This window comes from Flavicella sediminum (genome assembly GCF_006381105.1).
In the GTDB taxonomy this organism is placed as follows: Bacteria; Bacteroidota; Bacteroidia; order Flavobacteriales; family Flavobacteriaceae; genus Flavicella; species Flavicella sediminum.
This window is the reverse complement of the sequence record NZ_VDET01000002.1, coordinates 1,716,954-1,742,220: the sequence shown is the minus strand read 5'-3', so window position 1 is coordinate 1,742,220 and position 25,267 is coordinate 1,716,954. Positions and strand designations below refer to the sequence as shown.

At 34.6% G+C, this 25,267-nt stretch carries 20 protein-coding genes; 10 read left to right on the top strand and 10 right to left on the bottom strand.

Annotated features, from left to right (window positions below):
• Nucleotides 1-43 precede the first annotated feature (43 nt).
• Nucleotides 44-4,129 (top strand): GEVED domain-containing protein, encoded by a 4,086-nt coding sequence (locus tag FGM02_RS07260; RefSeq protein WP_139957635.1) that lies wholly within the window; start codon nt 44-46, stop codon nt 4,127-4,129.
• A gap of 230 nt (nt 4,130-4,359) precedes the next feature.
• Nucleotides 4,360-4,863, top strand: a complete 504-nt coding sequence (locus tag FGM02_RS07255) for a cupin domain-containing protein (RefSeq protein ID WP_139957634.1) — start codon at nt 4,360-4,362, stop codon at nt 4,861-4,863.
• A 206-nt stretch (nt 4,864-5,069) separates the two neighbouring features.
• Here FGM02_RS07255 and rsmG read toward each other — a convergent pair whose 3' ends face one another.
• The gene (gene rsmG / locus FGM02_RS07250; protein ID WP_139957789.1) at nt 5,070-5,699 is read right to left on the bottom strand and encodes a 16S rRNA (guanine(527)-N(7))-methyltransferase RsmG; all 630 of its coding nucleotides are present in this window, start codon (nt 5,697-5,699) and stop codon (nt 5,070-5,072) included.
• Nucleotides 5,700-5,821: 122 nt separating this feature from the next.
• Here rsmG and FGM02_RS07245 point away from each other — a divergent pair, with 122 nt between their 5' ends.
• The 7 genes from FGM02_RS07245 (at nt 5,822) to FGM02_RS07215 (ending at nt 13,609) form a co-directional block, all read left to right on the top strand.
• Nucleotides 5,822-6,916 (top strand): fatty acid desaturase family protein, encoded by a 1,095-nt coding sequence (locus FGM02_RS07245; protein ID WP_139957633.1) that lies wholly within the window; start codon nt 5,822-5,824, stop codon nt 6,914-6,916.
• 53 nt (nt 6,917-6,969) lie between these two features.
• Complete coding sequence (locus FGM02_RS07240; protein WP_243739370.1) at nt 6,970-8,154, top strand: pyridoxal phosphate-dependent aminotransferase; 1,185 nt, start codon at nt 6,970-6,972, stop codon at nt 8,152-8,154.
• Nucleotides 8,155-8,456: 302 nt separating this feature from the next.
• Nucleotides 8,457-9,101: a phage tail protein gene (locus FGM02_RS07235; RefSeq protein WP_139957632.1), complete on the top strand. Its 645-nt coding sequence runs from the start codon at nt 8,457-8,459 to the stop codon at nt 9,099-9,101.
• Nucleotides 9,102-9,201: 100 nt separating this feature from the next.
• Nucleotides 9,202-10,191 carry a T9SS type A sorting domain-containing protein gene (locus FGM02_RS07230; RefSeq protein ID WP_139957631.1) on the top strand — a complete coding sequence of 330 codons (990 nt, stop codon included), beginning with the start codon at nt 9,202-9,204 and terminating at the stop codon, nt 10,189-10,191.
• 185 nt (nt 10,192-10,376) lie between these two features.
• Complete coding sequence (locus FGM02_RS07225; protein ID WP_243739369.1) at nt 10,377-12,422, top strand: thioredoxin domain-containing protein; 2,046 nt, start codon at nt 10,377-10,379, stop codon at nt 12,420-12,422.
• Entirely contained in the window at nt 12,419-12,781 is a 363-nt protein-coding gene (locus tag FGM02_RS07220) for a DUF1304 domain-containing protein (protein ID WP_139957629.1), read from the top strand. The genes FGM02_RS07225 and FGM02_RS07220 overlap by 4 nt, the downstream gene beginning before the upstream one ends.
• Before the next feature lie 3 nt (nt 12,782-12,784).
• Complete coding sequence (locus tag FGM02_RS07215; protein ID WP_139957628.1) at nt 12,785-13,609, top strand: mechanosensitive ion channel family protein; 825 nt, start codon at nt 12,785-12,787, stop codon at nt 13,607-13,609.
• A gap of 45 nt (nt 13,610-13,654) precedes the next feature.
• Here the strand turns inward: FGM02_RS07215 and tsaB are convergent, their stop codons facing one another.
• Nucleotides 13,655-14,332, bottom strand: coding sequence for a tRNA (adenosine(37)-N6)-threonylcarbamoyltransferase complex dimerization subunit type 1 TsaB (gene tsaB, locus FGM02_RS07210; RefSeq protein ID WP_139957627.1), 678 nt, complete (start codon nt 14,330-14,332; stop codon nt 13,655-13,657).
• 84 nt (nt 14,333-14,416) lie between these two features.
• Here tsaB and FGM02_RS07205 point away from each other — a divergent pair, with 84 nt between their 5' ends.
• Nucleotides 14,417-15,070, top strand: coding sequence for an HD domain-containing protein (locus tag FGM02_RS07205; RefSeq protein WP_139957626.1), 654 nt, complete (start codon nt 14,417-14,419; stop codon nt 15,068-15,070).
• Between the two features lie 29 nt (nt 15,071-15,099).
• Here FGM02_RS07205 and FGM02_RS07200 read toward each other — a convergent pair whose 3' ends face one another.
• The 8 genes from FGM02_RS07200 to ruvB form a co-directional block, all read right to left on the bottom strand.
• Nucleotides 15,100-15,879, bottom strand: a complete 780-nt coding sequence (locus FGM02_RS07200; RefSeq protein ID WP_139957625.1) for an enoyl-CoA hydratase/isomerase family protein — start codon at nt 15,877-15,879, stop codon at nt 15,100-15,102.
• A 4-nt stretch (nt 15,880-15,883) separates the two neighbouring features.
• The gene (locus FGM02_RS07195) at nt 15,884-17,284 is read right to left on the bottom strand and encodes a sensor histidine kinase (protein WP_139957624.1); all 1,401 of its coding nucleotides are present in this window, start codon (nt 17,282-17,284) and stop codon (nt 15,884-15,886) included.
• A gap of 136 nt (nt 17,285-17,420) precedes the next feature.
• Entirely contained in the window at nt 17,421-17,687 is a 267-nt protein-coding gene (locus tag FGM02_RS07190; protein WP_139957623.1) for a SemiSWEET family sugar transporter, read from the bottom strand.
• The gene (locus FGM02_RS07185) at nt 17,687-18,178 is read right to left on the bottom strand and encodes a hypothetical protein (RefSeq protein ID WP_139957622.1); all 492 of its coding nucleotides are present in this window, start codon (nt 18,176-18,178) and stop codon (nt 17,687-17,689) included. Before FGM02_RS07185 ends, FGM02_RS07190 begins: the two co-directional genes overlap by 1 nt.
• Before the next feature lie 20 nt (nt 18,179-18,198).
• Entirely contained in the window at nt 18,199-21,582 is a 3,384-nt protein-coding gene (locus FGM02_RS07180; RefSeq protein WP_139957621.1) for a class I tRNA ligase family protein, read from the bottom strand.
• A gap of 159 nt (nt 21,583-21,741) precedes the next feature.
• Complete coding sequence (locus FGM02_RS07175) at nt 21,742-22,275, bottom strand: DUF2911 domain-containing protein (protein ID WP_139957620.1); 534 nt, start codon at nt 22,273-22,275, stop codon at nt 21,742-21,744.
• A gap of 110 nt (nt 22,276-22,385) precedes the next feature.
• Nucleotides 22,386-24,107 (bottom strand): SulP family inorganic anion transporter, encoded by a 1,722-nt coding sequence (locus FGM02_RS07170; RefSeq protein ID WP_139957619.1) that lies wholly within the window; start codon nt 24,105-24,107, stop codon nt 22,386-22,388.
• 51 nt (nt 24,108-24,158) lie between these two features.
• Nucleotides 24,159-25,181 (bottom strand): Holliday junction branch migration DNA helicase RuvB, encoded by a 1,023-nt coding sequence (gene ruvB, locus FGM02_RS07165; protein ID WP_139957618.1) that lies wholly within the window; start codon nt 25,179-25,181, stop codon nt 24,159-24,161.
• Between the last annotated feature and the right edge of the window lie 86 nt (nt 25,182-25,267).

Sequence of the window (25,267 nt, the reverse complement as noted above, 5' to 3'; positions counted from 1 at the left end):
CCCAAGAATATTTTTACGTTATTAATTTAATCGATTGATAATTATGTTTAAAATAGTTAAGTATTTGGCTGTTAATACAATACTGCATATTGTACTAATAGCTAGTAATTCTTTATGGGCCCAAACCTATTGTACCCCTACAAACATAGGTACAGATAATGCTGGAAAATTCTTCATTTCTAATGTGAACCTAGAAGACATTAATAATTCTAGCACAAAACACGCAAATGACTTTACCTTCTACAATAATGTTTCTACAGATGTATACACCAATACTTCCTATAGTACCTCAGTAACTTATGACGCCCCTCAAAACAATGACGTCTACTTAAAGGTTTGGATCGATTTTAATAAAGACGGAGATTTTAGCGATAGTGGTGAATTGGCATACACCTACTTTGGAAGAAACACCAGCTCTAAAACGTCTACAAAAAACTTTCAAATAAGTATTCCTGACGATGCTACTATTGGACTTACCCGAATGAGAGTTGCCTTAAAACACAATTACGACATAGACCCTTGTAATCTTAACTATGAAAAAGGGGAAGTTGAGGATTACAACATCAATATAATATCTTCTGCATTGCCTCCTACAGCAAATTGTATTGGAAATTTAGATGTATACCTAGATGTTTCTGGAAATGTAACCATAGCCCCTAGTGACCTGAACAACGGATCATTTGACGATGTAGACAACGCCAATGATTTAATTTTCAGTTTGAGTAAAACCACTTTTAGTTGTGAAAATATAGGATCAAACACCGTTGATTTTACCGTTGAGGATACGGATGGGCTAACAGATTCATGTACCGCTACCGTAACCGTTTTTAATTATTCAGGCACATTTATGACGCCAACAATTCCTGATGTTACGGAATATTGTTCTTACACAGCTCCTGCTCCTGTTTTAGATTACCAATGTGGACAACAAATAACAGGAACTACTAGCGATACAACCGTTTTTAACACAGTTGGTGCTTATTCCATAGAATGGGCATTTGACAATGGTAGCACCATCGTATATAGTACTCAAGACGTTTATATTATAGACCCAGGTACCATCAGTAATATTGCTATATCTTCTATTACAGAAACTACAGCTATTGTAACTTGGTCTTCTACTGAAACCAGCACGTATAAAATAAAATACAAACCAACAATCAGTGGCACTTGGATAGAAACCACTTCTTCATCAACGACAATAAACCTTACTGGTTTGGATGATGGATTGGAATATGAAGTTCAAATTGCCGTTGACGCTTCTTGCGCTATTTTTGATACGGAAACCTTTACAACTTTAAACGTAGAATATTGCACTAGCAACATACACCTTAACCCTGATAGCGACTATTATATTTCAAATACAGCTATAGGAACGATTAACAATAATAGCACTTCTAGCGACCCTATTTATAAGTATTTTAACGGTATAGCCACAAACTTAACCAAAGGAGAAACTTTTTCCGGAACTGTTACCTACTCAAGAGCCACCTATAACACTGTCGCTTTAGTTGTTTGGATTGACTTTAACAATGACGGTGACTTTGATGACACTGGTGAAGAGGTTTTCAGTCAAGTTACCGGAAGTACACCTCCTACTCAATTAACTGCTACGCTGTCAAATATTGCAATCCCTACCACAGCAACTGAAGGAAAAACTAGAATGCGTATCGCATTAAAACACAATGGCACTCCAACCTCAGCTTGCGACTTTGATTACGATACTGGAGAAATAGAAGATTATGATGTTTTTATATTCGCTAAAGATACCAGTCTTTATGAAGCAGCATTATTTACACAGGTGTACCATTATGACACTTCAGAACGCTGGATAGAAATTACCAATACAGGTACTGCAACAATTCCTACAAATACTTTTATTGTAGCACTCTTCAAAAATAAATCTGGCGACCAAACGGGTGTTAGTCCGACTTCAACTTATTTGGTAAACACAGCACTTTCTGCCGGACAATCTGTTTTATTAAACAGTAGTAATTCAATCCTTTCAAATCACTTAGAAACGCCAATAACAGACAACAACATTACAGATTTTGACGATGCCAACGATATTCTAATTATTACATCAGAAACAGGAACTACAGCATGGGAAAATCGTTTTGATGTTCTTTCAAATATTAGTAATAATAGTTCCGCTGTTAGAAGTGATGAAGTTTTATCATACAACAACACCTACACCGCTAGTGAGTGGATTAGCTTTGTTGACGATGACCTTGTACCCTACACAGAAAGACATCCTCATGCCGCAGTGATTTCAGAAGTTGACAATGCAAACAGCAGCGCTAATATCCGATTGGGAGTTCATAATTTAAACGAGACAACTAGAACTAGCAATGCCTGGGATAATGGTTATCCTGACAAATCACGTAGCGTAGTTATCAATCAAAACACAACATTATCTACGCAATTGAATGCTCGTAAACTTGAAGTTACTAGTGGTTATAAATTAACGATTACAGACAACTTGCTTTTGGTAGCTGATAACTTGACGATCAATGCAAATGCAGAAATTAGATTGGCTGGTACCTCACAGTTTATTCAAACACATACGGGGTCAAAAAATTTAAATGGAACAGGTAAATTATACATAGATCGCTATTCAGATATTGGTAGTAAATACCTATACAACTACATGAGCTCTCCTGTAAACAACTTGGGGTCTAATGTGTATAATGCAGCAAGTGTCCTAAAAGATGGAAGCACCTATACATCCGCTAATTCAACAGCTTTAAACATTAATTTTATATCCGGTTATGACGGAAGTAAAACAAGCCCTATTAGCCTTCCAAACTATTGGTTTTACACCTATGCAAACGGAGATGGAAGATCGAATTGGGTTCAAAAAGGCTCTACAGGAATCATTCCACAAACAGATGGTTTTGTATTTAAAGGACCTGGAGTTGCTCAAAATTATACTTTTGTCGGAACGCCTAAAGATGGAGAATTAACCACAACAATTGGTGGCTATCAAAATTACCTTGTCGGAAATCCTTATCCTTCCGCCTTGAATGCAAAAAAATTCATTGAAGACAATGATAGTTCAATGTATGGTACGCTCTATTTTTGGCAACATGCAGGCGTAGCTTCTTCAAGCGAAAACAACAATAGCGGTCATAATGCTAGCGGATATATTGGTGGTTATGCTACAAGAAACATTTCTATGGGAGTCTCTGCAGATAACGTTGCTTCTAATGAAAATGCAAATGACTACATACCGGGTATCGGCCAAGGAACTTATTCTGTACCTCAGGCATATATTCCTGTAGGCCAAGGCTTTTTTATTTCTGGTAAAGAAAATGGAGGTATTATTACTTTTAATAACAGCCAAAGAGAATTTGTTACAGAAGGAAGCGAATCTATCTTCTTTAAAAACTCTAAAAAAGAAAAAGCTAATAAGAAAAATAATTTTGGCCCTTTGACGGTGAATTTACCCATCATTAAACTGGGAGTAGATTACCTGAACGATGATCAAATAAAAATGCATCGTCAAATTGGTATTTCTTTCAAAGAAGGAAACTCTTTTAAGTATGACAACGGCTACGATTCTCCTAAATTTGAAGTAGGAAAAACTGATGTTTATTGGAAATTTTCTGATGACCAAAAAAAATATGCAATTACTGGTGTACAAGAAATTTCAGACGATTTAGAAGTACCAATAGGAGTTGAAATGGGCTACGAAGGGAATATTACTATAGCTATTGACGAATGGAATTTAACCGACAAAGATTTAATTTTATTAGATCATGAGACAGGTTTAACCTATACTTTAAATAAAAATAAAGCGACTATAAACCTACAGCAAAAAAGTTACGAAAACAGATTTAGCCTTGCTTTCTCTGCCAAAGACAAACTTTCAATAGCTAATAGCGTTGACAAAAGCCTTGCTATTTATTATGTATCGTCTTCTAATGAAATTGTGATAGAAAATCCAAATAACAAATCTATTTCCGCTGTTCAGCTATATAATTTATTAGGGCAACCTATACATACTTGGGAACCTTTGAACACCAAAAACAAGCTTCGTTTGAAAGCGAACTACCCTAAAGGAATTTACATCTTAAAAATAAATATTGACAACAAAATCATATCTGAAAAAATTATTTTAAAGTAAATCAATTCCTTTTTATATTTTTATAAAAATAGTTGACTTTTCAACACAAGCTATGCATTTAGAAAAATTAAGCTCCAAAGAAATTGCCGAACAATTAAAAAAACTTAATGGAAGCCTCAGGATTTAAAAGTGTAAGTTCTACAATACTTGAAGAACCCAGCTTTAATTTTGATAAAAAAAGTCACCAACTTAAAGGTTCTTTTATCATAGGTTACAAATAAAATTACAATATGGAAAAGGCCGAATTATTAATCAAACATTTAGACTTACTTCCTCACCCAGAAGGGGGTTATTATAAAGAAACTTATCGAAGTACTGAAATGATTCCCAACGAAAACCTTTCTAACAATTACGTAGGGGATAGAAATGTTTGCACGGCTATTTACTTTTTACTAAAATCTGAAAAATTTTCAGCATTTCATAAAATAAATCAAGATGAAATTTGGCATTTTCACGAAGGTTCTTCTCTAAAAATTCATCAAATTTCACCGGAGGGCAACTATTCATTTATTTGCTTAGGAAATGATCTTTTAAAAGGTCAAACCTACCAACATATAGTTCTGGCAGGATATTGGTTTGCGGCAACGGTTAACGACAAAAATTCATACAGTTTGGTTGGCTGTACCGTAGCTCCTGGTTTCGATTTTAAGGATTTTGTACTTCCGAAACGAAAAGATTTACTAGTGCTCTTCCCTCAACATAAAGAAATTATCACAAGCCTAACACATTCTTAGCGTGACAAAAATAAGTCCTGAGTTCTACCGAACGGAAGTTAGACTTCAACAAAATCCGTCTACAAATCACTTCAAGAGGCACAGTTTGTAAAACAAACTATTGGTCGTATAAAAAAGTAAAATCAGCCATAAAAAAACCTAACAAATCATAAAGATCTATTAGGTTTTGGTATTCTATTGAATAAATAGTCGTTTTTAAAAACGAACTATTTCTTAAATTTAATAGGTAAATGCACTACCTTTTTAGTCTCAAAAAAGTCTTCCTCAAAATAATCAGAAAGATCATATAGCGTTGTACTTGTAAAAACTGAAAGCTCTTCTGTTAAATCACCTCCTTTTAAATATAAAATTCCATTTCGTAAAGTATGGTGTTGCTTTTTAGCCACTTTTTTACGAACCCATTTTACAAAATCGGGCATGGTAGTCACGGCACGACTTACAATAAAATCGAACTCCCCTTTTACTTCTTCTGCTCTCATATGAGAGGCTTTTACGTTTTTTAAGCCTAAAGCTTCTGTTACTCCCTGAACGACTTTTATTTTTTTCCCGATAGAATCTACCAAATGAAAATTGGTTTCAGGAAACAAAATAGCCAAAGGCACCCCTGGAAAACCTCCTCCAGTACCCACGTCCAATACTTTTGCACCTGGCATAAATTGTTGAACTTTTGCTATTCCTAAAGAATGTAAAACATGTCGTAAGTACAACTCGTCTATATCTTTACGCGATATTACATTAATTTTTGCATTCCACTCCTTATATAAATTCTCCAATTTTTCGAATTGAGAAATCTGCAATTCCGTAAGCTCAGGGAAGTATTTTTTTAAAATTTCCATCTTGATTGATAAATATCTGGCAAAAGTAACATCTTTGCGCTTAATAAGTCGTAAAATATTTAAGTTTTCAATCCCTAGCATTTAAAAATTAGCTATTTTTGTACACTTATCAAGCAGTATATATGCAAACTATAAAATTTTCAAAAATTGACAAAGCAAAGTTTTTCAGAACTTTGAACAAAAGAGTCAATTCCTACTTTAAAGAAAATAAAATTCGCCGAACAGGCAACTGGAAATTATACGGCAAAGCATTGCTTATGTTTGCCATCTTCTTTATTCCCTTTTTTATGATCATATTTAGTACATCGCTACCTCAATGGACAATGCTACTTTTATGTATTATTAGCGGTGTAGGAATGGCTGGTGTAGGAATGAATGTGATGCACGATAGCAATCACGAATCCTTTTCAAGTAAAAAATGGGTAAATAAACTAATGGGAAGCAGTATGTATATACTTGCTGGAAACGTATACAATTGGAAGGTGCAACACAATGTTTTACACCATACTTTTACAAATATAAAAGGACATGATGAAGATATTGATGCTGGACGAATTATTCGTTTTTCGAAACATTCAACCTGGTTAAAAATACATAAATTACAACGTTATTATTCTATTTTCATCTATGGATTACTAACTATCAATTGGGCTATTACTACAGATTTTAAGCAAACAGCTCGTTATTTGAAAAGAAAATTATCCTATGGTAAATTTCCAAACCCAACAAAACAATGGGTCATTTTAGTTTTAACTAAAATCTTGTATTATGCTTTTTGGATTGTTTTACCTATGACCGTTCTTAACGTGTCTTGGTGGAAAATTCTAATTGGTTTTTTCGCCATGCATTATACTGCCGGACTTATATTAAGTGTTGTTTTTCAATTGGCACATGTGGTTCCTAAAACCGACATGCCATTGCCCGATAAAGAAGGGAATTTAAAACATACTTGGGCTATACACCAACTGTATACAACTTCTAATTTTGCACCCAACAATTGGTTTGTTTCCTTTTTTACAGGAGGATTGAACCATCAAGTTGAGCATCATATTTTTCCGCATATTTCTCATATTCATTATGGAAAAATTGCTAAAATTGTAAAAGAAACAGCAAAAGAATTTAACCTGCCTTATTATGAATACAAAACCATGACTAAGGCCTTTTTAGAACATTTCAACCAATTAAAAGTACTAGGAGTCAATCCTGCATATCATTAAATAGTATTGTTAATTTATACCGTAAGTGAAGCAATACATCCAATTAAAAAAAAATGAAACAATTATCAGACAGAATTAACAGCTTACCAACTTCTGCAACTTTAGCAATGGCTGCTAAAGCAAGAGAATTGAAAGAACAAGGAAAAGACATTATTAGTTTAAGTTTAGGAGAACCTGACTTTAATACACCTGAATTCATCAAAGATGCAGCTATTCAAGCCATCAATGATAATTATAATTCTTACAGTCCTGTAAATGGTTATTTAGATTTAAGAGAGGCTATTTGCAAAAAATTCAAAAGAGATAACAATCTTTCTTACAACCCTAATCAAATTGTTGTTTCAACAGGAGCTAAACAATCAATTGCCAATGTAGCGCAAGTATTGTTAAACCCCGGAGATGAAGTTTTATTACCGGCTCCTTACTGGGTGAGTTATTCAGCTATTTCAATTTTATCGGAAGCTACTTATGTAGAAATTCCATCTTCTATTGATACTGATTTTAAAATTACACCTGAGCAATTGGAAGCGGCAATTACGCCAAAAACAAAAATGATTTTCTTTAACTCTCCAAACAACCCAAGTGGAACTGTTTACACAGAGGCAGAGTACAGAGCATTGGCCAAAGTTTTAGAGAAATACCCAAATATCTACATCTTATCTGATGAGATTTATGAGCATATAAACTACGGTGCAGGAAACTTTAGTTTTGCTGCCATTGAAAGTATGTACGACAGAACCATTACTGTAAACGGTGTAGCAAAAGCATTTGCTATGACGGGTTGGAGAATTGGATATATTGGTGCTCCTGAATGGATTGCCAAAGCTTGTAATAAAATGCAAGGTCAAATTACTTCTGGTGCCAACTGTATTGCACAACGTGCTACTATTACTGCTTTAGAAGCACCTGTAACTAAAATTGGTTATATGGTTGAAGAATTCCATAAAAGAAGAGACATTGTTTTAGACTTATTAGGAAAAATAAAAGGATTCAAATTGAACATACCAGAAGGTGCGTTTTATGTATTCCCAGATATTTCTGCATTCTTTGGAAAAACAATCAAAGGTCAGAAAATTGAAAATGCTTCTGATTTTTCTATGTTATTATTAGAACATGCAAATGTTGCAACGGTAACTGGAGAAGCTTTTGGAGCTCCTGACTGTATCCGTATGTCCTATGCGGCTTCTGAAGAACAACTTAGAGAAGCTATTGAAAGAATTAGAAAAGTACTTGCTTAATAGTTAAATACTTATCACGAACTAAACTCGTATCCTAACAGATACGAGTTTTTTTTGTCCCAATTGCTACAATTCAAACCTTTTACTCAAAAAAAAGTGCCACCTACCTTTCCTTAAAATCTGTTGACTCATATTTTTTTATCCTACTAATAATAAGTAGGATATTGTATTCTCAAACGACCAGGTATTTATACTTACCTAAAAATAGTGAATTTGTTTTTACCCCAATATACGGGATTGAAAACAGTTTTTTTAAAGTGTAAATTTCACCTAATATTATATACATTTAAAACAAAAAAACTATGGATGACGCATGTTACTTAGCAGAAATTAGAATGTTCGCAGGAAATTACCCCCCAAGAAACTGGGCTTTTTGCAACGGACAAACACTACCTATCGCATCAAACCAAGCACTTTTTTCCTTAATAGGCACTTTTTACGGAGGAGATGGTAGTGCAAGCTTTAAATTACCTGATTTACGAGGAATCGTTCCTGTATCTACAGGACAACATCCTGGATCTGCAATAAATTGGCAAATAGGCCAAAAATATGGTGCAGAACTTATTCCTCAACAAACAGTCAATGGTAGCGTACAGCTTACAGAAGCAAACTTACCTCCACATACACATTCCGCAGAATTTAACCAAATTTCAGGAGTTTCAACCACACCGGTAGTTGCCGACGATGCCAATACGGAAGACCCAACAGGTGCAAAATTAGCGATTCCAACAATTTCTGGAACCAATAGAATTTACAATACCGGAACAAGTGACGGGAACCTTGCTGAAGGAACGGCAACTGTTCAAGGAAGTGTAGCCGTTGGAAATACAGGGGAAGGAACACCCGCAAATTTCACGGTAAACATTCCACAAACACAGAATATTCAACCTACTTTAGGTATCAATTATATTATTTGTCTTGAGGGATTATACCCGAGCAGATCCTAACGAGTTCTAATAAATCTTAAACAAAACCTCCAATATAACTTTTGTATTAGGGAAATATGAAAAATTAAGTATTTTCCCAAAAACTATAAATTCAAAAACTATGAAAAAAAACTACACCTTAACTTTTTTATTCCTCTTAACAATACTGTTAGGAACAGCTAAAGTAAATGCACAAACAACCTTAGGAATAGGGGACATTGCCTTTACTTCTATTAATATGGATACTCCCGACACCTTTTCATTTGTTTTCTTAGCTCCTGTTTTAAATGGAACCACCTTTTATATTACAGATGAATCGTGGAATGGCACAACCCTAGCCACTGCTGAATCTGAACTATTATTTACCGCTACTGATAATATCGCGGCAGGAGAACATGTGCACATAGCCACGAATGGAGGCCTTGTAATCACATTTTCTAGCGGTACCACTAAAGGGACGATTTCCAGCGTTGGTGTAAATCCAGCAAATGCAAGTATGTTAGCTGCCTCAGGTGACAATTTATTTATACACCAAGGTCCACAAGGTAATCCAGCTGTTGGAAATTTCATTACAGGAATCAACGCAAATTCAGGTTCCAGTCCTACAAACGCCTGGCAAACAACATCCGATACAGGAGCTACAATACTTCCCTCATCATTAACAGAAGGACAAAATGCTATTGGTCTGTATCCTCCTACAGGATTTAACAATGAATTAGACAATGCAAGCTATAAAGCTGCTTCTCTTCATGTAGGTACTAAAGCCGATTTATTAATGGCGCTAATGGATCGTTCTAATTGGGAAACGCATGGCACCGACATATATAATCCTATAGCAGACTCATTTACGGTTACAGATGCCTTAGGTATCAATTCTCAAAAAGCCAACAATGGCATCCAAATATTTCCAAATCCTGCGAGCCAAGAATTCAGCATTTCATTACCTAGCAATAGCATTCTAAAAAACGCCAAATTATATAGTATTACGGGTGAGTTAATTAAAACAATACATACAACAAATTGTAATATTTCAAGCATCGCTTCAGGAGTGTACTTGGTAAAAGTAGAAACCAACGAAGGATCTTTTACAGAAAAAATCGTAAAAAAATAAACTTTTCAATTTTCGAAAATTAAAAACCTCACTTTGCTAAAAAGTGAGGTTTTTTTATTCCAAAAATACTAGTTCGATTTTATTATCTTTGAAAGAACGAAAATTACATAATGTACAGAATTCTCCATGTCATCACGGTAGTTACTTTTCTCATAAGCTGTCAAAGTCAACAAAAAAAAGACAAAGTGCAACACAAATACACCAACAATCTTATTCATGAAACAAGTCCGTATTTGTTACAACATGCACACAACCCTGTAAACTGGTATGCGTGGAATGATGAAACTTTAGCTTTGGCTAAAAAAGAGAATAAATTAATGCTAATTTCTGTAGGATATGCAGCCTGCCATTGGTGTCATGTCATGGAACACGAAAGCTTTGAAAATGATTCTGTGGCCAAAATAATGAACGATAATTTTATCAATATTAAAATTGATAGAGAAGAAAGACCCGATATAGATCAAATTTATATGACCGCCGTTCAGCTAATGACAAAAAGTGGTGGGTGGCCTTTAAACTGTGTTACCCTACCTGATGGAAGACCTTTTTGGGGAGGCACTTATTTCCCAAAAGAAGAATGGACAAGTACTTTAACACAGATAGCAACCTTGTATAAAAAGGATCCTGCCAAAGTTATTTCTTATGCTGAAAACCTAACGGAAGGGATTCAACAAGCAGAACTTGTGAGTTACAATTCTGACGAAGCTAAATTCACAAAATCAGAACTAGAAACTACTGTAAAAAATTGGAGTTCTTACTTTGACAAGGATTTAGGGGGAATGAACAGTGCTCCAAAATTTCCTATGCCAAACAACTATCATTTCCTACTTAGATATGCTGAACAAACGCAAGACAAAAACTTAAAAGCATATGTACACACCACATTAGAAAAAATGGCTTTTGGTGGTATATTTGATCAAGTTGGGGGTGGCTTTGCAAGATATTCAACCGATAAAAAATGGCATATCCCACATTTTGAAAAAATGCTGTACGACAATGCGCAACTAGTCAGTTTGTATTCCGATGCGTATTTAATTTCTAAAAATGACTTGTACAAAGAAACAGTTTACAGAACACTTGAATTTATTGAGCGTGAAATGACCAACCCAGAAGGCGGTTTTTATTCTTCATTAGATGCCGACAGTTTAAATGAAGATGGGGAATTAGAAGAAGGAGCCTTTTATGTCTGGACAGAAAAAGAACTGAAAGAAATTCTTAAAAAAGACTTCGATTTATTTTCTAAATATTACAACGTAAATGATTTTGGACTTTGGGAACACAACAAGTACAATTTCATACGTACCCAAAATGATAACAAATTTTCCAAAGAAAATAATATTGACATTCAACTTTTAAGATCTAAAGTTACAACTTGGCAACACACTCTTTTAAAAGAAAGAGCTAAAAAGAACCGTCCTCGCTTAGATGATAAAACTTTAAGCTCATGGAATGCCTTAATGTTAAAAGGCTATATAGATGCTTATCGTGTTTTTAACGACGATAATTTTTTAAAAATAGCGCTCAAAAACGCAAATTTCCTAAAAGAAAAACAGCGTAGAAATGATGGTGGCTTGAATCATAATTATAAAAATGGAAGAAGTACTATTAATGGTTATTTAGAAGATTATGCCCTAGTCATAGAAGCCTACATTTCTTTGTATGAAATTACTTTAGATCAAAATTGGTTGACTATTTCACAAGAACTTACCGATTATTGCTATACACATTTTTATGACAAGGAATTGCAAATGTTCTATTTCACTTCCGATGAAGATCAAAATTTAATTACCCGTAAAATGGAAATTAACGACAATGTTATTCCTGCTTCCAATTCCGTCTTAGCCAAAAGCCTTTTTAAATTAGGACATTATTTTGAAAACAAAATCTACACAGCTACTTCCAAACAAATGTTAAATAACATTAAAAAAGACATGGAGGCTTATGGCTCTGGTTATGCTAACTGGTTACAATTGTATGCTGATTTTTGTACTGATTTTTATGAAATTGCTGTCGTAGGAAAAAATGCAAAAGAAAAAATAAAAGAGCTCAACCAGCAATACATTCCTAATAAATTAATTGCAGGAAGTCTGAACAAAAGTGACGAACCACTTTTACAATATCGCTACCAAGAAAACGAAACTTTAATTTATATCTGCATAGATGGAGCCTGTAAACTTCCTGTAGCTTCTAGCAAAAAAGCGTTAACACAATTAAAAATTGACATCAAATGAAAACTTGGCTCTTAATTAGTATCGGAATTGTTGCTTTGATTCACTTCTATTTTATGCTTTTAGAAATGGTTTTATGGACCAAACCCATTGCCTTAAAAGCTTTTGGTTTTAAAAAAGAATTTGCAGAAAAAACAAAAGTACTGGCCGCCAATCAGGGCTTATACAATGGCTTTTTAGTAGCAGGCTTACTTTGGTCTATGCTAGAAATAAATAACAACATACAGCTAAGCTATTTCTTTTTAGGCTGTGTGATTATTGCTGGTATTTATGGCAGCATCAGTTTAAAAAGCAGCAAAGTATTATTCATTCAAAGTGGCCCCGCAATTATCGCCTTATTATTAACTCAATTATTAAATTAACACATGGAAGATTTCAACAAACTATTTAGCAACAGCACCTACGACAAAATAAAAGAATTAAGCATGGAATATGGCTTAAGCCTTATTCAAGGTATTTTAATTTTATTAATTGGACTTTGGATCATAAAAAAATTAATCACAGTAGTAAAAAATATTATGTCCAAAAGCAAGCTCGAAGTTAGTCTTCAAGTTTTCTTTTCAGACCTTTTAAATTGGGTGCTAAAAGCCTTATTAATTATTACCGTTCTTGGTCAATTAGGAATTGCCAACACCTCATTTGTGGCTATCATTGGTGCTGCAGGTCTTGCGGTTGGTTTGGCATTACAAGGAACCTTATCTAACTTTGCAGGTGGTGCTTTGATCATGATCTTTAAACCCTTTAAAGTAGGAGATTTAATTGAAGCTCAAGGAGAACTAGGAAATGTAAAAGAAATTCAAATTTTTGTTACTAAATTAGTGACACCTGCCAATAAGCTAGCCATCATTCCAAACGGAATTCTTTCCAACGGAACCATCAAAAATTATACGGAAGAAGGACAATTAAGAGTAGATTTAACTATTGGTATTAGCTACGATTCTGACATCAAACTGGCCAAAGAAATTTTAGAAAAAACTTTAAACGAAAATCCGAAAGTATTAAAAACACCAGCTGCAGCGGTAACCGTTTCTGAATTGGCAGATAGTTCCGTTAATTTAGCGGTAAGACCCTGGGCTTCTCCAGAAAATTATTGGGATGTTTATTTTGAATCCTTAGAAGCATGTAAATTGGCTTTAGACAAAGCAAATATTGTCATCCCTTTCCCACAAAGAGATGTACATATGAAATAAATTTCACCAAAAAAAATATTTTTCAAAAGAGTTTAAGTAGAATACTTAAGCTCTTTTTTTAGGCTTTGTTCCTACAAAATCCTTTAAATAAAAAGGCTCAAAATAGGCAACATCTTCTTTATCATCTGCCTTAAATTTCATTTCACTTAAAGCTGCCATTTCTTTTGCAGAAGGAAACTTATCATCTATAAAAACTGCATTTTCATGCGTAATAATAGCCTTGCACTTTTCTGCTCCATCTCCAACAAAATAGACTTTACCTTGTTCCAAATATTCAGAAAAAGACGTTTCATCAATAATTTGTGCTTCCGTATTTCTTATTTGTTGATAATCTTTGTCAAAAACAGCGCTATACACTTCCAATCTTCGTGCATCCAACATCGGTACTATTAGTCCTTCTTCAATAGAAGTTGTATGTGCCAAAATGGTCAGGCTCTCAATAGCGAACATCGGAATATCTAAAGCGAAACAAAGACCCTTAGCCGCGGAAACTCCAATTCTTAAACCTGTATAGGAACCTGGTCCTTTTCCAACTGCAACCCCTGCTAAATCGGCATAAGTTAATTGTGCGGTTTTCAAAACTTCTTCAATAAACACATGTAATTTTTCAGCATGAGAATAACCTGAATTATTCAATTCTTTTATTGCCAAAACCTTACCTGATTCGCTGATACTTACCGAACAATTTTTGGTAGAAGTTTCTAAATTTAATATATAAGACACCTGTTTCTCTTTTAAATTACTGTTGGCAAATATAGGGCTTTGATTTTTTTTAGCTATTGAAAATTATTCTGTTATTTTTACCGAATGAATAAAGCACAAATAATAGAAAACACCATGCAATTTGTAAAACAAACCTTAGCAGATGCTGAAGGTGGGCATGATTGGTTTCATATAGAACGGGTTTACAAAACTGCAAAAAATATTGCTACTACTGAAAATGCAGATCTTTTTATTGTTGCTTTAGGCGCACTACTGCATGATATAGCAGATTCTAAATTTTATGATGGTGATGAAACTATTGGCCCTAAAAAAGCAAGACAGTTTTTAGAAAGCCAAGTTGTAGACGAACCAATAATTAACCATGTAGAAAAAATAATTGAAAACATTTCATTTAAAGGAGGAAACTTTACACAGAATTTCACGTCTATTGAATTGGAATGCCTACAAGATGCCGATAGATTAGATGCTATTGGAGCCATTGGAATAGCACGCTGTTTTAGTTATGGCGGTTATAAAAAAAGAGCTTTATACAATCCTGACATTGCACCCAATTTAAACATGAGCAAAGAGGAATATAAAAAATCTACAGCACCAAGCGTGAATCATTTTTATGAAAAACTATTGTTGTTAAAAGGCAAAATGAATACCGAATCAGGGAAAAAAATTGCGTTAAAAAGACATGAATTTATGAAGTCTTTTTTAACGCAATTTTATGGAGAATGGGAAGGTGAATTATAGCATTCCTTTCCATTTTCTGATTTTTTTATTTATTGAAAGTTTGGTTTCCTCTTTTCTAAAAAGGCCGTTGTACCTTCCTTAAAATCTTCTGTTCCAAAACAAGAACCGAAAATTTCTATTTCTGAATCGTAACCATTCATTCCTTCAGAAAAACCAGCATTGATTGCGGAAATTGCAGCTTTCATAGAGTTAGGTGCATTTTGAGTTATTTTGTTCGCTATTTCCAAACAAGAAGAAATCAATTGTTCTTGAGCAACTACTTTGTTTACCAAACCATAGGTCAAAGCGACTTCAGCGGCAATCATATTTCCTGATAAAATAAGCTCCATGGCTCTTCCTTTCCCTACTAATTGTGGCAATCGTTGCGTACCACCATAGCCAGGTATCAAGCCTAAGGAGACTTCTGGAAGACCTAGTTTTGCGTTTTCTGAAGCGTACCTAAAATGACAAGCCATGGCGAGTTCTAAACCACCCCCTAAGGCAAATCCGTTTACGGCTGCAATCACGGGTTTTGAATAGTTCTCTATAAAATCAAACAATGTATCCTGCCCTTTTCTAGCCAATTCTGCGCCTTCTTTAGAAGTGAAATTTGAAAACTCTGCAATATCTGCACCAGCCACAAAAGCTTTTTCACCTGAACCCGTAATCACCAATACTCTACATGTAGCATCATTTTCTAAAGCTACCAAAGCTTGGTGTAATTCAGCAATTGTTAAATTGTCTAAAGCATTTAATTTCTTTGGTCTGTTGACTGTCAGCAAAACCACTTTCTCATTTAAATTTTCTAGTTGAATGTTTTGATAATCCATAGGTTTAATTTTCTTTAGGAATAAAGATAGTAAAAACGGTTCCTTTCCCTACGGTACTAGAGAAATTAATACTTCCGTTATAGCCTTCAATAATTTTTTTTATCATGGCCAATCCCAATCCCATACCACTACTTTTTGTGGTAAACCTAGGTTCAAAAACCATCTCTTTTAATTCTTCGTCAATTCCTTTTCCATTATCACTTACAACAATTTTAATTCCGGACTCTTGGTCTTGTAATTCTAAAGAAATAATCGGGTTTTCAATATCTTCAGTTGCTTGTTTGGCATTTTGAATCAAATTGGTCACAATTCGAATCAACTGTGTTTTGTCCAAATCTACAATTACCTGTTCTACATTTGTAGTAAATTGTATGGTATCTAAATCAAAGATGTCCAAAGCCGTTTTTATCACACTTACCACTTCCAGCTTTTCTTTTCGTTTGGTTGGCATTTGCGCAAAATCAGAAAAAGCCGAAGCAATAGACGTCATCACATCTATTTGTTGAATCAATGTATTGCTATATTCTTTTAATTTTTCTTTGATATTTTCATCGGTAGGATCGAATCGTCGTTCAAAACTTTGAACTGTCAATCGCATAGGTGTTAACGGATTTTTTATTTCGTGGGCCACCTGTTTCGCCATTTCTCGCCAAGCCTGTTCTCTTTCGCTTTGAGCTAATTTCACAGCACTATCCTCCAACTCGTCTACCATTTTGTTATACGCCAATACCAACTTTTTTATTTCAACGGAAGTGACTTCTAAATAAATTTTTTCGTTCTTCTTATTTAAGCCGGTTTGACTCATTTTAGAAATTACAGTATTGATTGATTTTGTGATGTAGCTAGATAAGAAATAAGCAAAAACAATGGCGATAAAAAAGATAATGATGTAAACAAAACCCAAACGGAATAAAAACTCCTGTAAATCTTTATCTTGAAAAGTATTGTCTTGTAAATAATACAATTTCATAATGCTAATTGCATTCAAATTGTCATCATAAATATAGGCATAGGAAACTTGTAGACTTCCTCCTTTTAAATTCTTTTTAAGCTTCAGTCTGTGATTTCCTTTTTCTTGCAAAAGATCAAATTCATGCTGCTCCAATCTTTCGTTTGGTTCATTATCCAAAACTGAACTCACTAACAATTTACCTTTCAAATCGTACATCTTTATGTTCACTTTATGAACAGATGCAATTTCAAAAATAGTATGCTTAAAAATAATAGGAATATTTTCTGTTATCTTTTCTAAGGAACTTTCATTAAAAGCATAACTAATATTCAGGATGGTTGCGTTTTCCTTTCGTTCAAAACGACTGGCATTGTATTCCTCCTTTTGTTCTCCGTATTGAAAAATAGTCACCACGGCAATCAATAAATAAGCCAATAAAATCAGCAAAATCATTGATATAAATATTCGAATTCTAAGAGAAAAATTTCTAAAAGCCATAAACTAATTTGTGTTGTACAATCTCTTACAAGATTTTAATTTTTTAGCACAAAACCTATTTTTAAACCAAGTTTCGTTAACACAAATCGCATTATTTTAACTTTAGCTTGTAATAAATAATAATAAGTGAGAGCGCCCCGGTAATTGTATTGGCAATGGTCATAGACAAACTACCTATATACACACCGTAAACAAACCATAAAACTACTCCTGTAAAAAAAAGCAGAAACATGGTCAACGACACACTTTCTGCTGATTTTGTTTTCCATATTTTATACACTTGTGGCACAAAAGAAATGGTAGTTAAAGTCGCTGCAATTAAACCAACGACTTCCACATGAAAAGGAATTCCTTCCATTATTTTTCTTTAGGAGTATCAGGAAGACGAACGGTTTCAATATATAGAATATCATCTACCTCTCCATCTCTATCCTGATCAACAACACGGTTGGTTGCATATCCATCTTCAATAACTGATAACTTCAATACTATTGTAGAAGAACCTTTACTATGTTCAAAATCATAATACAAAGAATCTTTAGTTGCTCTCCACTTACCTTTAGTTTTTACTCCAACTACACTTCCACTTTTTTCATTCCAAGTCTCAAAAACGCCATCCTCTTTGTACTTATAGATTGTAACGCCTTCTGGTCTATGCTCTTCCGGATTGGTATAATCAAAGGCATACTCTACCAAAGTATCTTTTCCTTTAAAAGTTGGCAATTCCCATTTATAATAAATAGTTTTCCAATTCCCAATCATGTATTTTTTCATTTTTTCATCCGGCGTACTACAAGAAATAACACTTACCAAAAGAGCAACTACGGCTACAAACTTTACTACTTTCATTCTTTTATTTTTCTAGAGGACTAACCCACTAAGTTTACAATTTTTCCAGGAACAATAATCACCTTTTTAGGCGCTCTACCGTCTAACTGAGCAATGGTTTTTTCATGTGCCATTACTGTTTTTTCAATTTCTTCTTTTGTCATATCCAAAGGCAATTCTAAAGTAAAGCGCATTTTACCGTTAAATGAAATTGGATATACTTTTGTGCTTTCTACTAAATGACTCGCTTCAAACACAGGAAAAGAAGCAGTAGCAATAGAACTTGTATGCCCTAACTGACTCCACAACTCTTCTGCTATATGTGGCGCATAAGGAGAAATTAAAACCAATAAAGGTTCTAAAATTTCTTTTTTGTTACATTTCAAAGCGGTCAAATCATTGACAGCAATCATAAAAGTACTTACCGAAGTATTGAAAGAGAAATTCTCGATATCTTCTTGTACTTTTTTAATGGTCTTATGTAAAACCTTCAATTCGTCTTTTGTCGCCTTTTCTTCTGAAACGGCAAAAACCTCATTGGTAAAATACAATTTCCATAATTTCTTTAAGAAAGAATGCACACCGGAAATACCTGAAGTTTTCCAAGGTTTTGCTTGTTCTAGCGGTCCTAAGAACATTTCAAACAAACGCAAACTATCTGCTCCATATTGTTCACAAATAGCATCAGGGTTTACGACATTGTATTTAGACTTCGACATTTTTTCAACTTCGCGTCCTACCGTATATTTTGCATCGTTATCTGGATAAACAATTCTTTCATCATCACTAATAAAGATTGCTTCTCGGTAATCTTTATTCATTTCATGATTTTTGAAACCTTCTACATCCAATTCGTCTGAATTGTTCACCAAAGAAACATCAGCATGAATAGATTGAATTTCATTTATTCTAACATCTACTTTAACCAATTTACCATCAAACAAACCGTTAAGCATCGATTTTAATTCTTCATTAAAATCCTTAATAGCATCTGGTGAACTTTTTAAATCATTCAATAAATTATTTGATATGAATACAGGGTTAGCTTTTATAAAATGAGACACTTCTTCTTTTTTACCATCAAAACCGAAAGAAGCTGGAGATATCCTATATACAAAAGCAGAAGTTCCCAAAATCATTCCTTGGTTGATCAATTTCTTCGCAAATTCATCAACAGGCAGATGCCCTTTATCAAATAAGAATTTTTGCCAAAAACGCGCATATAACAAATGTCCTGTTGCATGTTCAGAACCTCCGATATACAAATCGATATCTTGCCAGTAATCTGCCGCTTCTTTGCTTACAAATTCTCCTTCATTTGTAGGATCCATATAACGGTTAAAATACCAAGAACTACCTGCCCAACCTGGCATAGTATTTAACTCTAAAGGATACACCGTTTTATTTTTCAACTTATCATTTGAGACTACTTTTTTACCACGAGAATCCCAAGCCCATTCTTTAGCTCTCCCCAGTGGCGGGGCGCCACCTTCTGTTGGCAAATACTTTTCAACTTCCGGTAAAACAATTGGTAAATGTTTTGCATCAATCATTTGTGGCAAACCATCTTTGTAATATACAGGGAAAGGTTCTCCCCAGTAACGTTGACGACTGAAAACAGCATCACGCAAACGGTAGTTTATTTTTCCTTTTCCAAAGCCTCTTTTTTCCATTTCATAAATGGCCAATTTGCTCGCTTTCTTAACAGGCAAGCCAGATAAGAAATCAGAATTCGCAATTTTAGCTGTTTTGTCTTCACAAGCAGCTTCTGAAATATCTACGTCTTCAAAAATATTTTTTATTTCAATATTGAAATGCTTCGCAAAATCATAATCACGTTGGTCTCCACAAGGAACCGCCATTACAGCACCTGTTCCGTAGCTAGCCAACACATAATCACCAATCCAAATTTGAATTTTTTCTCCAGTAAAAGGATGTTTCGCATAAGCTCCAGTAAAAGCACCTGAAATGGTTTTTACATCCGCCATACGTTCTCTTTCACTTCGTTTAGCCGTTGCTTCAATATAATTGGCAACTTCTGCTTTTTGTGCTTCTGTTACAATTTTCGATACCAACTCGTGTTCAGGAGCTAAAGTCATAAATGTAACCCCAAAAATAGTATCTGGACGCGTTGTAAATACTTCTATCTTATAGGCTTCTCCAGCCGAAATAACGTCAACTTCTGTTTTAACTGGAGGTTTTGCAAATTGAAGTCCTGTTTCTATTTTAGCAACAACAGTCTCTACACTTTTTTCTACTTCTTCAGAAGAAACATAAATTATTGCAAATCCTTCTTGTTCAAAAGCAGCTTTTCTTTCCGCTTCGTCTTCTTTTCCTTCAAATTCAACAACCGTATTTTTTGCAAAACAGATATAATCAACAACCAAGTTGCCAACTGTGTAGTTTGCTCTAAACTTAGAGGTCCCTTTTTTCTTTCTTAATTTCGACCAAAGTAAACTTACCGCTTTGGACGTATTTGTTCTTTTTTCTTTTAACGCTTCAATCTCTTTAAAAGACAACTTTACTTCTCTTGATGGCGCATCGGTATGCACTTCAAAAGTAACAGAAGCTCCTTGAGAACGACCGATCCAATTTGTTTGAGAGTCTTTTAAGGGTTGTGGCCAATCTATTTTTTCTAGCCCATCTAACAAACGTTGAGCATACGCAGAAATACGCATGCTCCATTGGGTCATTTTTTTACGAACCACAGGATGTCCTCCTCTTTCAGAAACACCATTTACAATTTCGTCATTTGCCAAAACAGTTCCTAATACTGGACACCAGTTTACTTCTGTTTCCGACAAATAAGTCAATCTATATTTTAACAAAATGGTTTCTTGCTCTTCTTTAGAATAGGATTTCCATGCTTCTGCCGTAAAAATTTCAATATCCTCATCGGCAACAGCCTTTACTGTTGCATTTCCTTCTTTCTTAAAAAGAGCCACTAAAGTCGCAACATCTTCTGCTTTATCAGTCTCTAAATTGTACCAAGAATCGAACAATTGGATAAAAATCCATTGTGTCCATTTGTAATATTCTGGGCTAGACGTACGAACCTCACGAGACCAGTCAAATGAAAATCCGATTTTATCTAATTGCGTTCTATAGGTCGCTATATTTGTTTCTGTAGTTACCGCAGGATGCTGTCCAGTTTGAATTGCATATTGTTCTGCTGGCAAGCCAAAAGAATCATATCCTTGAGGATGCAATACATTAAAACCTTGATGACGTTTGTATCTGGCATAAATATCTGAGGCAATATAACCTAGTGGATGTCCAACATGTAATCCTGCTCCGGAAGGATAAGGAAACATATCCAACACATAATACTTTGGTTTTTCACTTCCATCAGCAGCTTTAAAAGTCTGATTCTCTGCCCAATATTTTTGCCAATTGGCCTCTATCTCGTTAAAGTTGTATTCCATGCTATTCAAAAGGCTTTTATAAAACCTGTATTTCTAGTTAAGTTGCAAAAATACAGTTCTTAACCGAGAGTTGAAAGCCTAAAACTTGAAACTTTAAGCGCATAAAAAAAGCCACAAATGAATGTGGCTTTTATAAATTATTTGCAAAATTTCTAGTTGTTATTTTGAAACTGGAACTTTTACAATTGTATGTCCCCACCCCAAACAAAGTGTCATTTTTCCATCAAACACCATTGAAAAAGCTTCTATATTTTCTTTACTTTTTGATACTTCACCTTTCACTCTCACAACATCCTCCGAAGCATTATAGGAATAGCCCCCCCAAACATTGCTCGCTTTGTTTAAAATAACCGTCCATTCTTTCTCTCCTGGAATAGTAAATAAAGTATACGTTCCTGCTTTTACCGATTTTCCTCCAAATTTCACATCTTCATAAAAACGAATTTCAGCAGCTTCATTCGCCCCTGTTCTCCAAACTTCTCCTGGTTTGGCTAAACTCTCAACACTTCTTCCCTTTAATTGCGGTCTACTATAAGTAACCTTTACAACTTTATTGGCTTCTTTATGACTTTTTGGAAAAGCGGTTACATCCAACGGGCTTTTATCCAATCCACTAAACTTTTGTGCTGTAAGATTGTTACTGAATACTAAGGCAATGGCAAAAATGGCTACTGCAAAAATTGATTTTTTCATAAGTGTATATTTAAAATTTGTGTTTTCTAAGAAGGATAAAAATACAATTCCTTACATATGAAAATGACAAGAAACTGTTAAATAATGTTAAGGTAAAAACTTTAGATTTTTTAACCGTTGGATTGTTGGATATAAGAAGACAAATTGGTTTGGCTATCACGACTTCCTGTTTCATAAAAAGTCAAAGCCCCTTGGTTGCTCATAAAACAATTTTCAATTCCAATTTTTTCAATAATTCCCGCTTTGGTCATGGCATCACGCACCGGACCTTTTACATTGGTAAAGTATATTTTTATTCCTTGACTGGCATAAAAATCAATGCGCTCATTCCACATACCTGCTCCTGTACTATCCAATCCGTTGATACATTCTCCATCAATAATAATCAATTTCAGCTTTTCTCCTTTTTCTTTAGAAAGCACATCCAGTTGTTCTCTAAAGTAATTGGTATTTGCAAAATACAAATGTGAATCAAAACGTAAAATTAATACTTCCTCATGAACTTCAACATCGTCAAAACGATTGATATTTCTGAAGAACGCCGTATTTGGAATTCTCCCTAAAACTGCTATATGCGGTTTTGATGTCCTAAAAATCACCATAACCAAAGACAGGCCTACGCCTACACCAATTCCTTCTTTAATCCCGAAAAACAAAGTTCCTAAAAAGGTAACCAACAGCATCCAAAAGTCAATTTTATTAATTTTCCAAAGACGTGAAGCCTCTTTGTAATCAATTAATTTTAAAACAGAAACAATAATAATAGCAGCTAATATTGTTTTCGGTAAATAGTAAAATACAGGTGTTAAAAATAAAAGCACCGATACAACCACCGCTACAGAAAAGAATGCGGCAAAACCAGTTTTGGCACCTGCATCTTTATTCACAGCAGATCTAGAAAAACTTGCCGTAGCAGGATACGAACCAAACATAGAACCCAAAACATTTCCAAATCCGATGGCAATTAATTCCTGATTCGGATTGACTTGTACAATATCTTCATTTGTTTCCATGGATTTCCCAATAGATACTGTTTCTAAAAAACCAATCATAGCAATGGTTAAGGCTATAGGAAGAATTTCGGAAATATGTTCAAAACTAATCCCAGGCAGTTGAAAAGCCGGTAATCCAGAGGGTATGTCTTTTATGATAGCCACCTCGTTAAAAGTTCCTCCAAAAAATTTCAATAGTAAAATTCCTAGTACCACAACAATTAACGGACTAGGTATGGATTTGTGAATTCGTTTAAAAATAAAAATAAGACCAATCGCACCGGCTCCAATACCAAAAGTCTGCCAATTGACATCGCTGATTAGCAAGAATAGATTCAATACAATTTCATGTACTTGGTTGCTTCTAGGAATTGGAATTCCTAACAAATTCTTAAACTGATTGATTCCTATTATAATGGCCGCCGCTGATGTAAATCCGCTAATAACCGGCCTAGACAAGAAATTAACAATAAAGCCTAGTTTTAAAGCTCCTAACAAGACTTGAATAATACCAACCGTAAAAGCTAAAAGTAAAGCGACAGCAACAATATGATCCGTTCCAACCACAGAAATACTCGCAATTCCCGCGGCTACCAATAAGGAATCCATAGCAACAGGTCCAACAGCAACTCGAGGAGCTGTACCTAAAAATACGTATACAATTTGTGGAATCAACGCGGTATACAAGCCATAAATTGGCGGTAAACCAGCAATCATTGCATAAGCGATACCTTGCGGAATTAATACAACCCCAACCGTAATTCCTGCAATAGCGTCTCTTTTCAGTAAAGAACTATTGTATTTGGAAATCCACTCTAAAAAGGGAATGTATTTTTTCATTTAATTTTAACTATTCATATATATGACACTTCGACAAGCTCAGTGTTCAAACTAAAATAATTCGCCTTGAGCTCTACCTTTCACTCTTCCTAAATGTGTATAGGCCAATTCAGTAACTTCTCTTCCTCTAGGAGTTCTCATGATAAATCCTTGTTGAATTAAAAAAGGTTCATATACCTCCTCTATCGTTTCAGAATTTTCACTTACCGCTGTGGCAAGAGTTGAAAGTCCAACCGGACCACCTTTAAATTTATCGATGATGGTAGTCAAAATTTTATTATCCATTTCATCCAAACCATGAGCATCTACATTCAATGCCCCTAATCCAAATTTAGCTATTTCAATAGTTATAGAACCATTCCCTTTAATTTCTGCAAAATCACGTACACGACGTAATAAGGCATTCGCTATACGCGGAGTTCCACGACTTCTACCTGCAATTTCAATAGCCGCTTCCATCGAAATAGGTGTTTTTAAAATAGCCGAACTTCGTTGAACAATTGTAGTCAACAAATCGGTTTTATAATATTGCAATCGGCTGCTAATTCCAAAACGAGCACGCATTGGCGCTGTAAGCATACCTGAACGTGTGGTAGCACCAATTAAGGTAAAAGGTTCTAAGTTTAACTGAACTGTTCTGGCATTGGGTCCAGATTCGATCATGATATCGATCTTATAATCTTCCATAGCTGAATACAAATATTCTTCTACAACCGGACTCAATCGATGGATTTCATCAATAAACAAGACATCACGTTCATCTAAACCTGTTAGCAAACCAGCCAAATCACCTGGTTTATCCAAAACGGGACCTGAGGTAACTTTGATACCTACATTTAACTCATTGGCCAAAATATTAGCCAAAGTTGTTTTACCCAATCCCGGAGGGCCGTGAAACAAGGTATGATCCAGAGCTTCACCTCTTCTATTTGCCGCTTCAACAAATATTTTTAAATTTTCTAATGCTTGTTCTTGACCCGTAAAATCGTCAAAGGATAGTGGTCGTAATTTTTTTTCTACGTCCAACTCTTCCGACGAAAAATTATCGTTTTCAGGATTTAAATGTTCATTCATACTGCCATTCCATCTTAGGTACTACGAAGATACTAAAAAATTAAATCGAACAGGTTTTGAAAACCTATTAGCTGTGTATAAAAAAA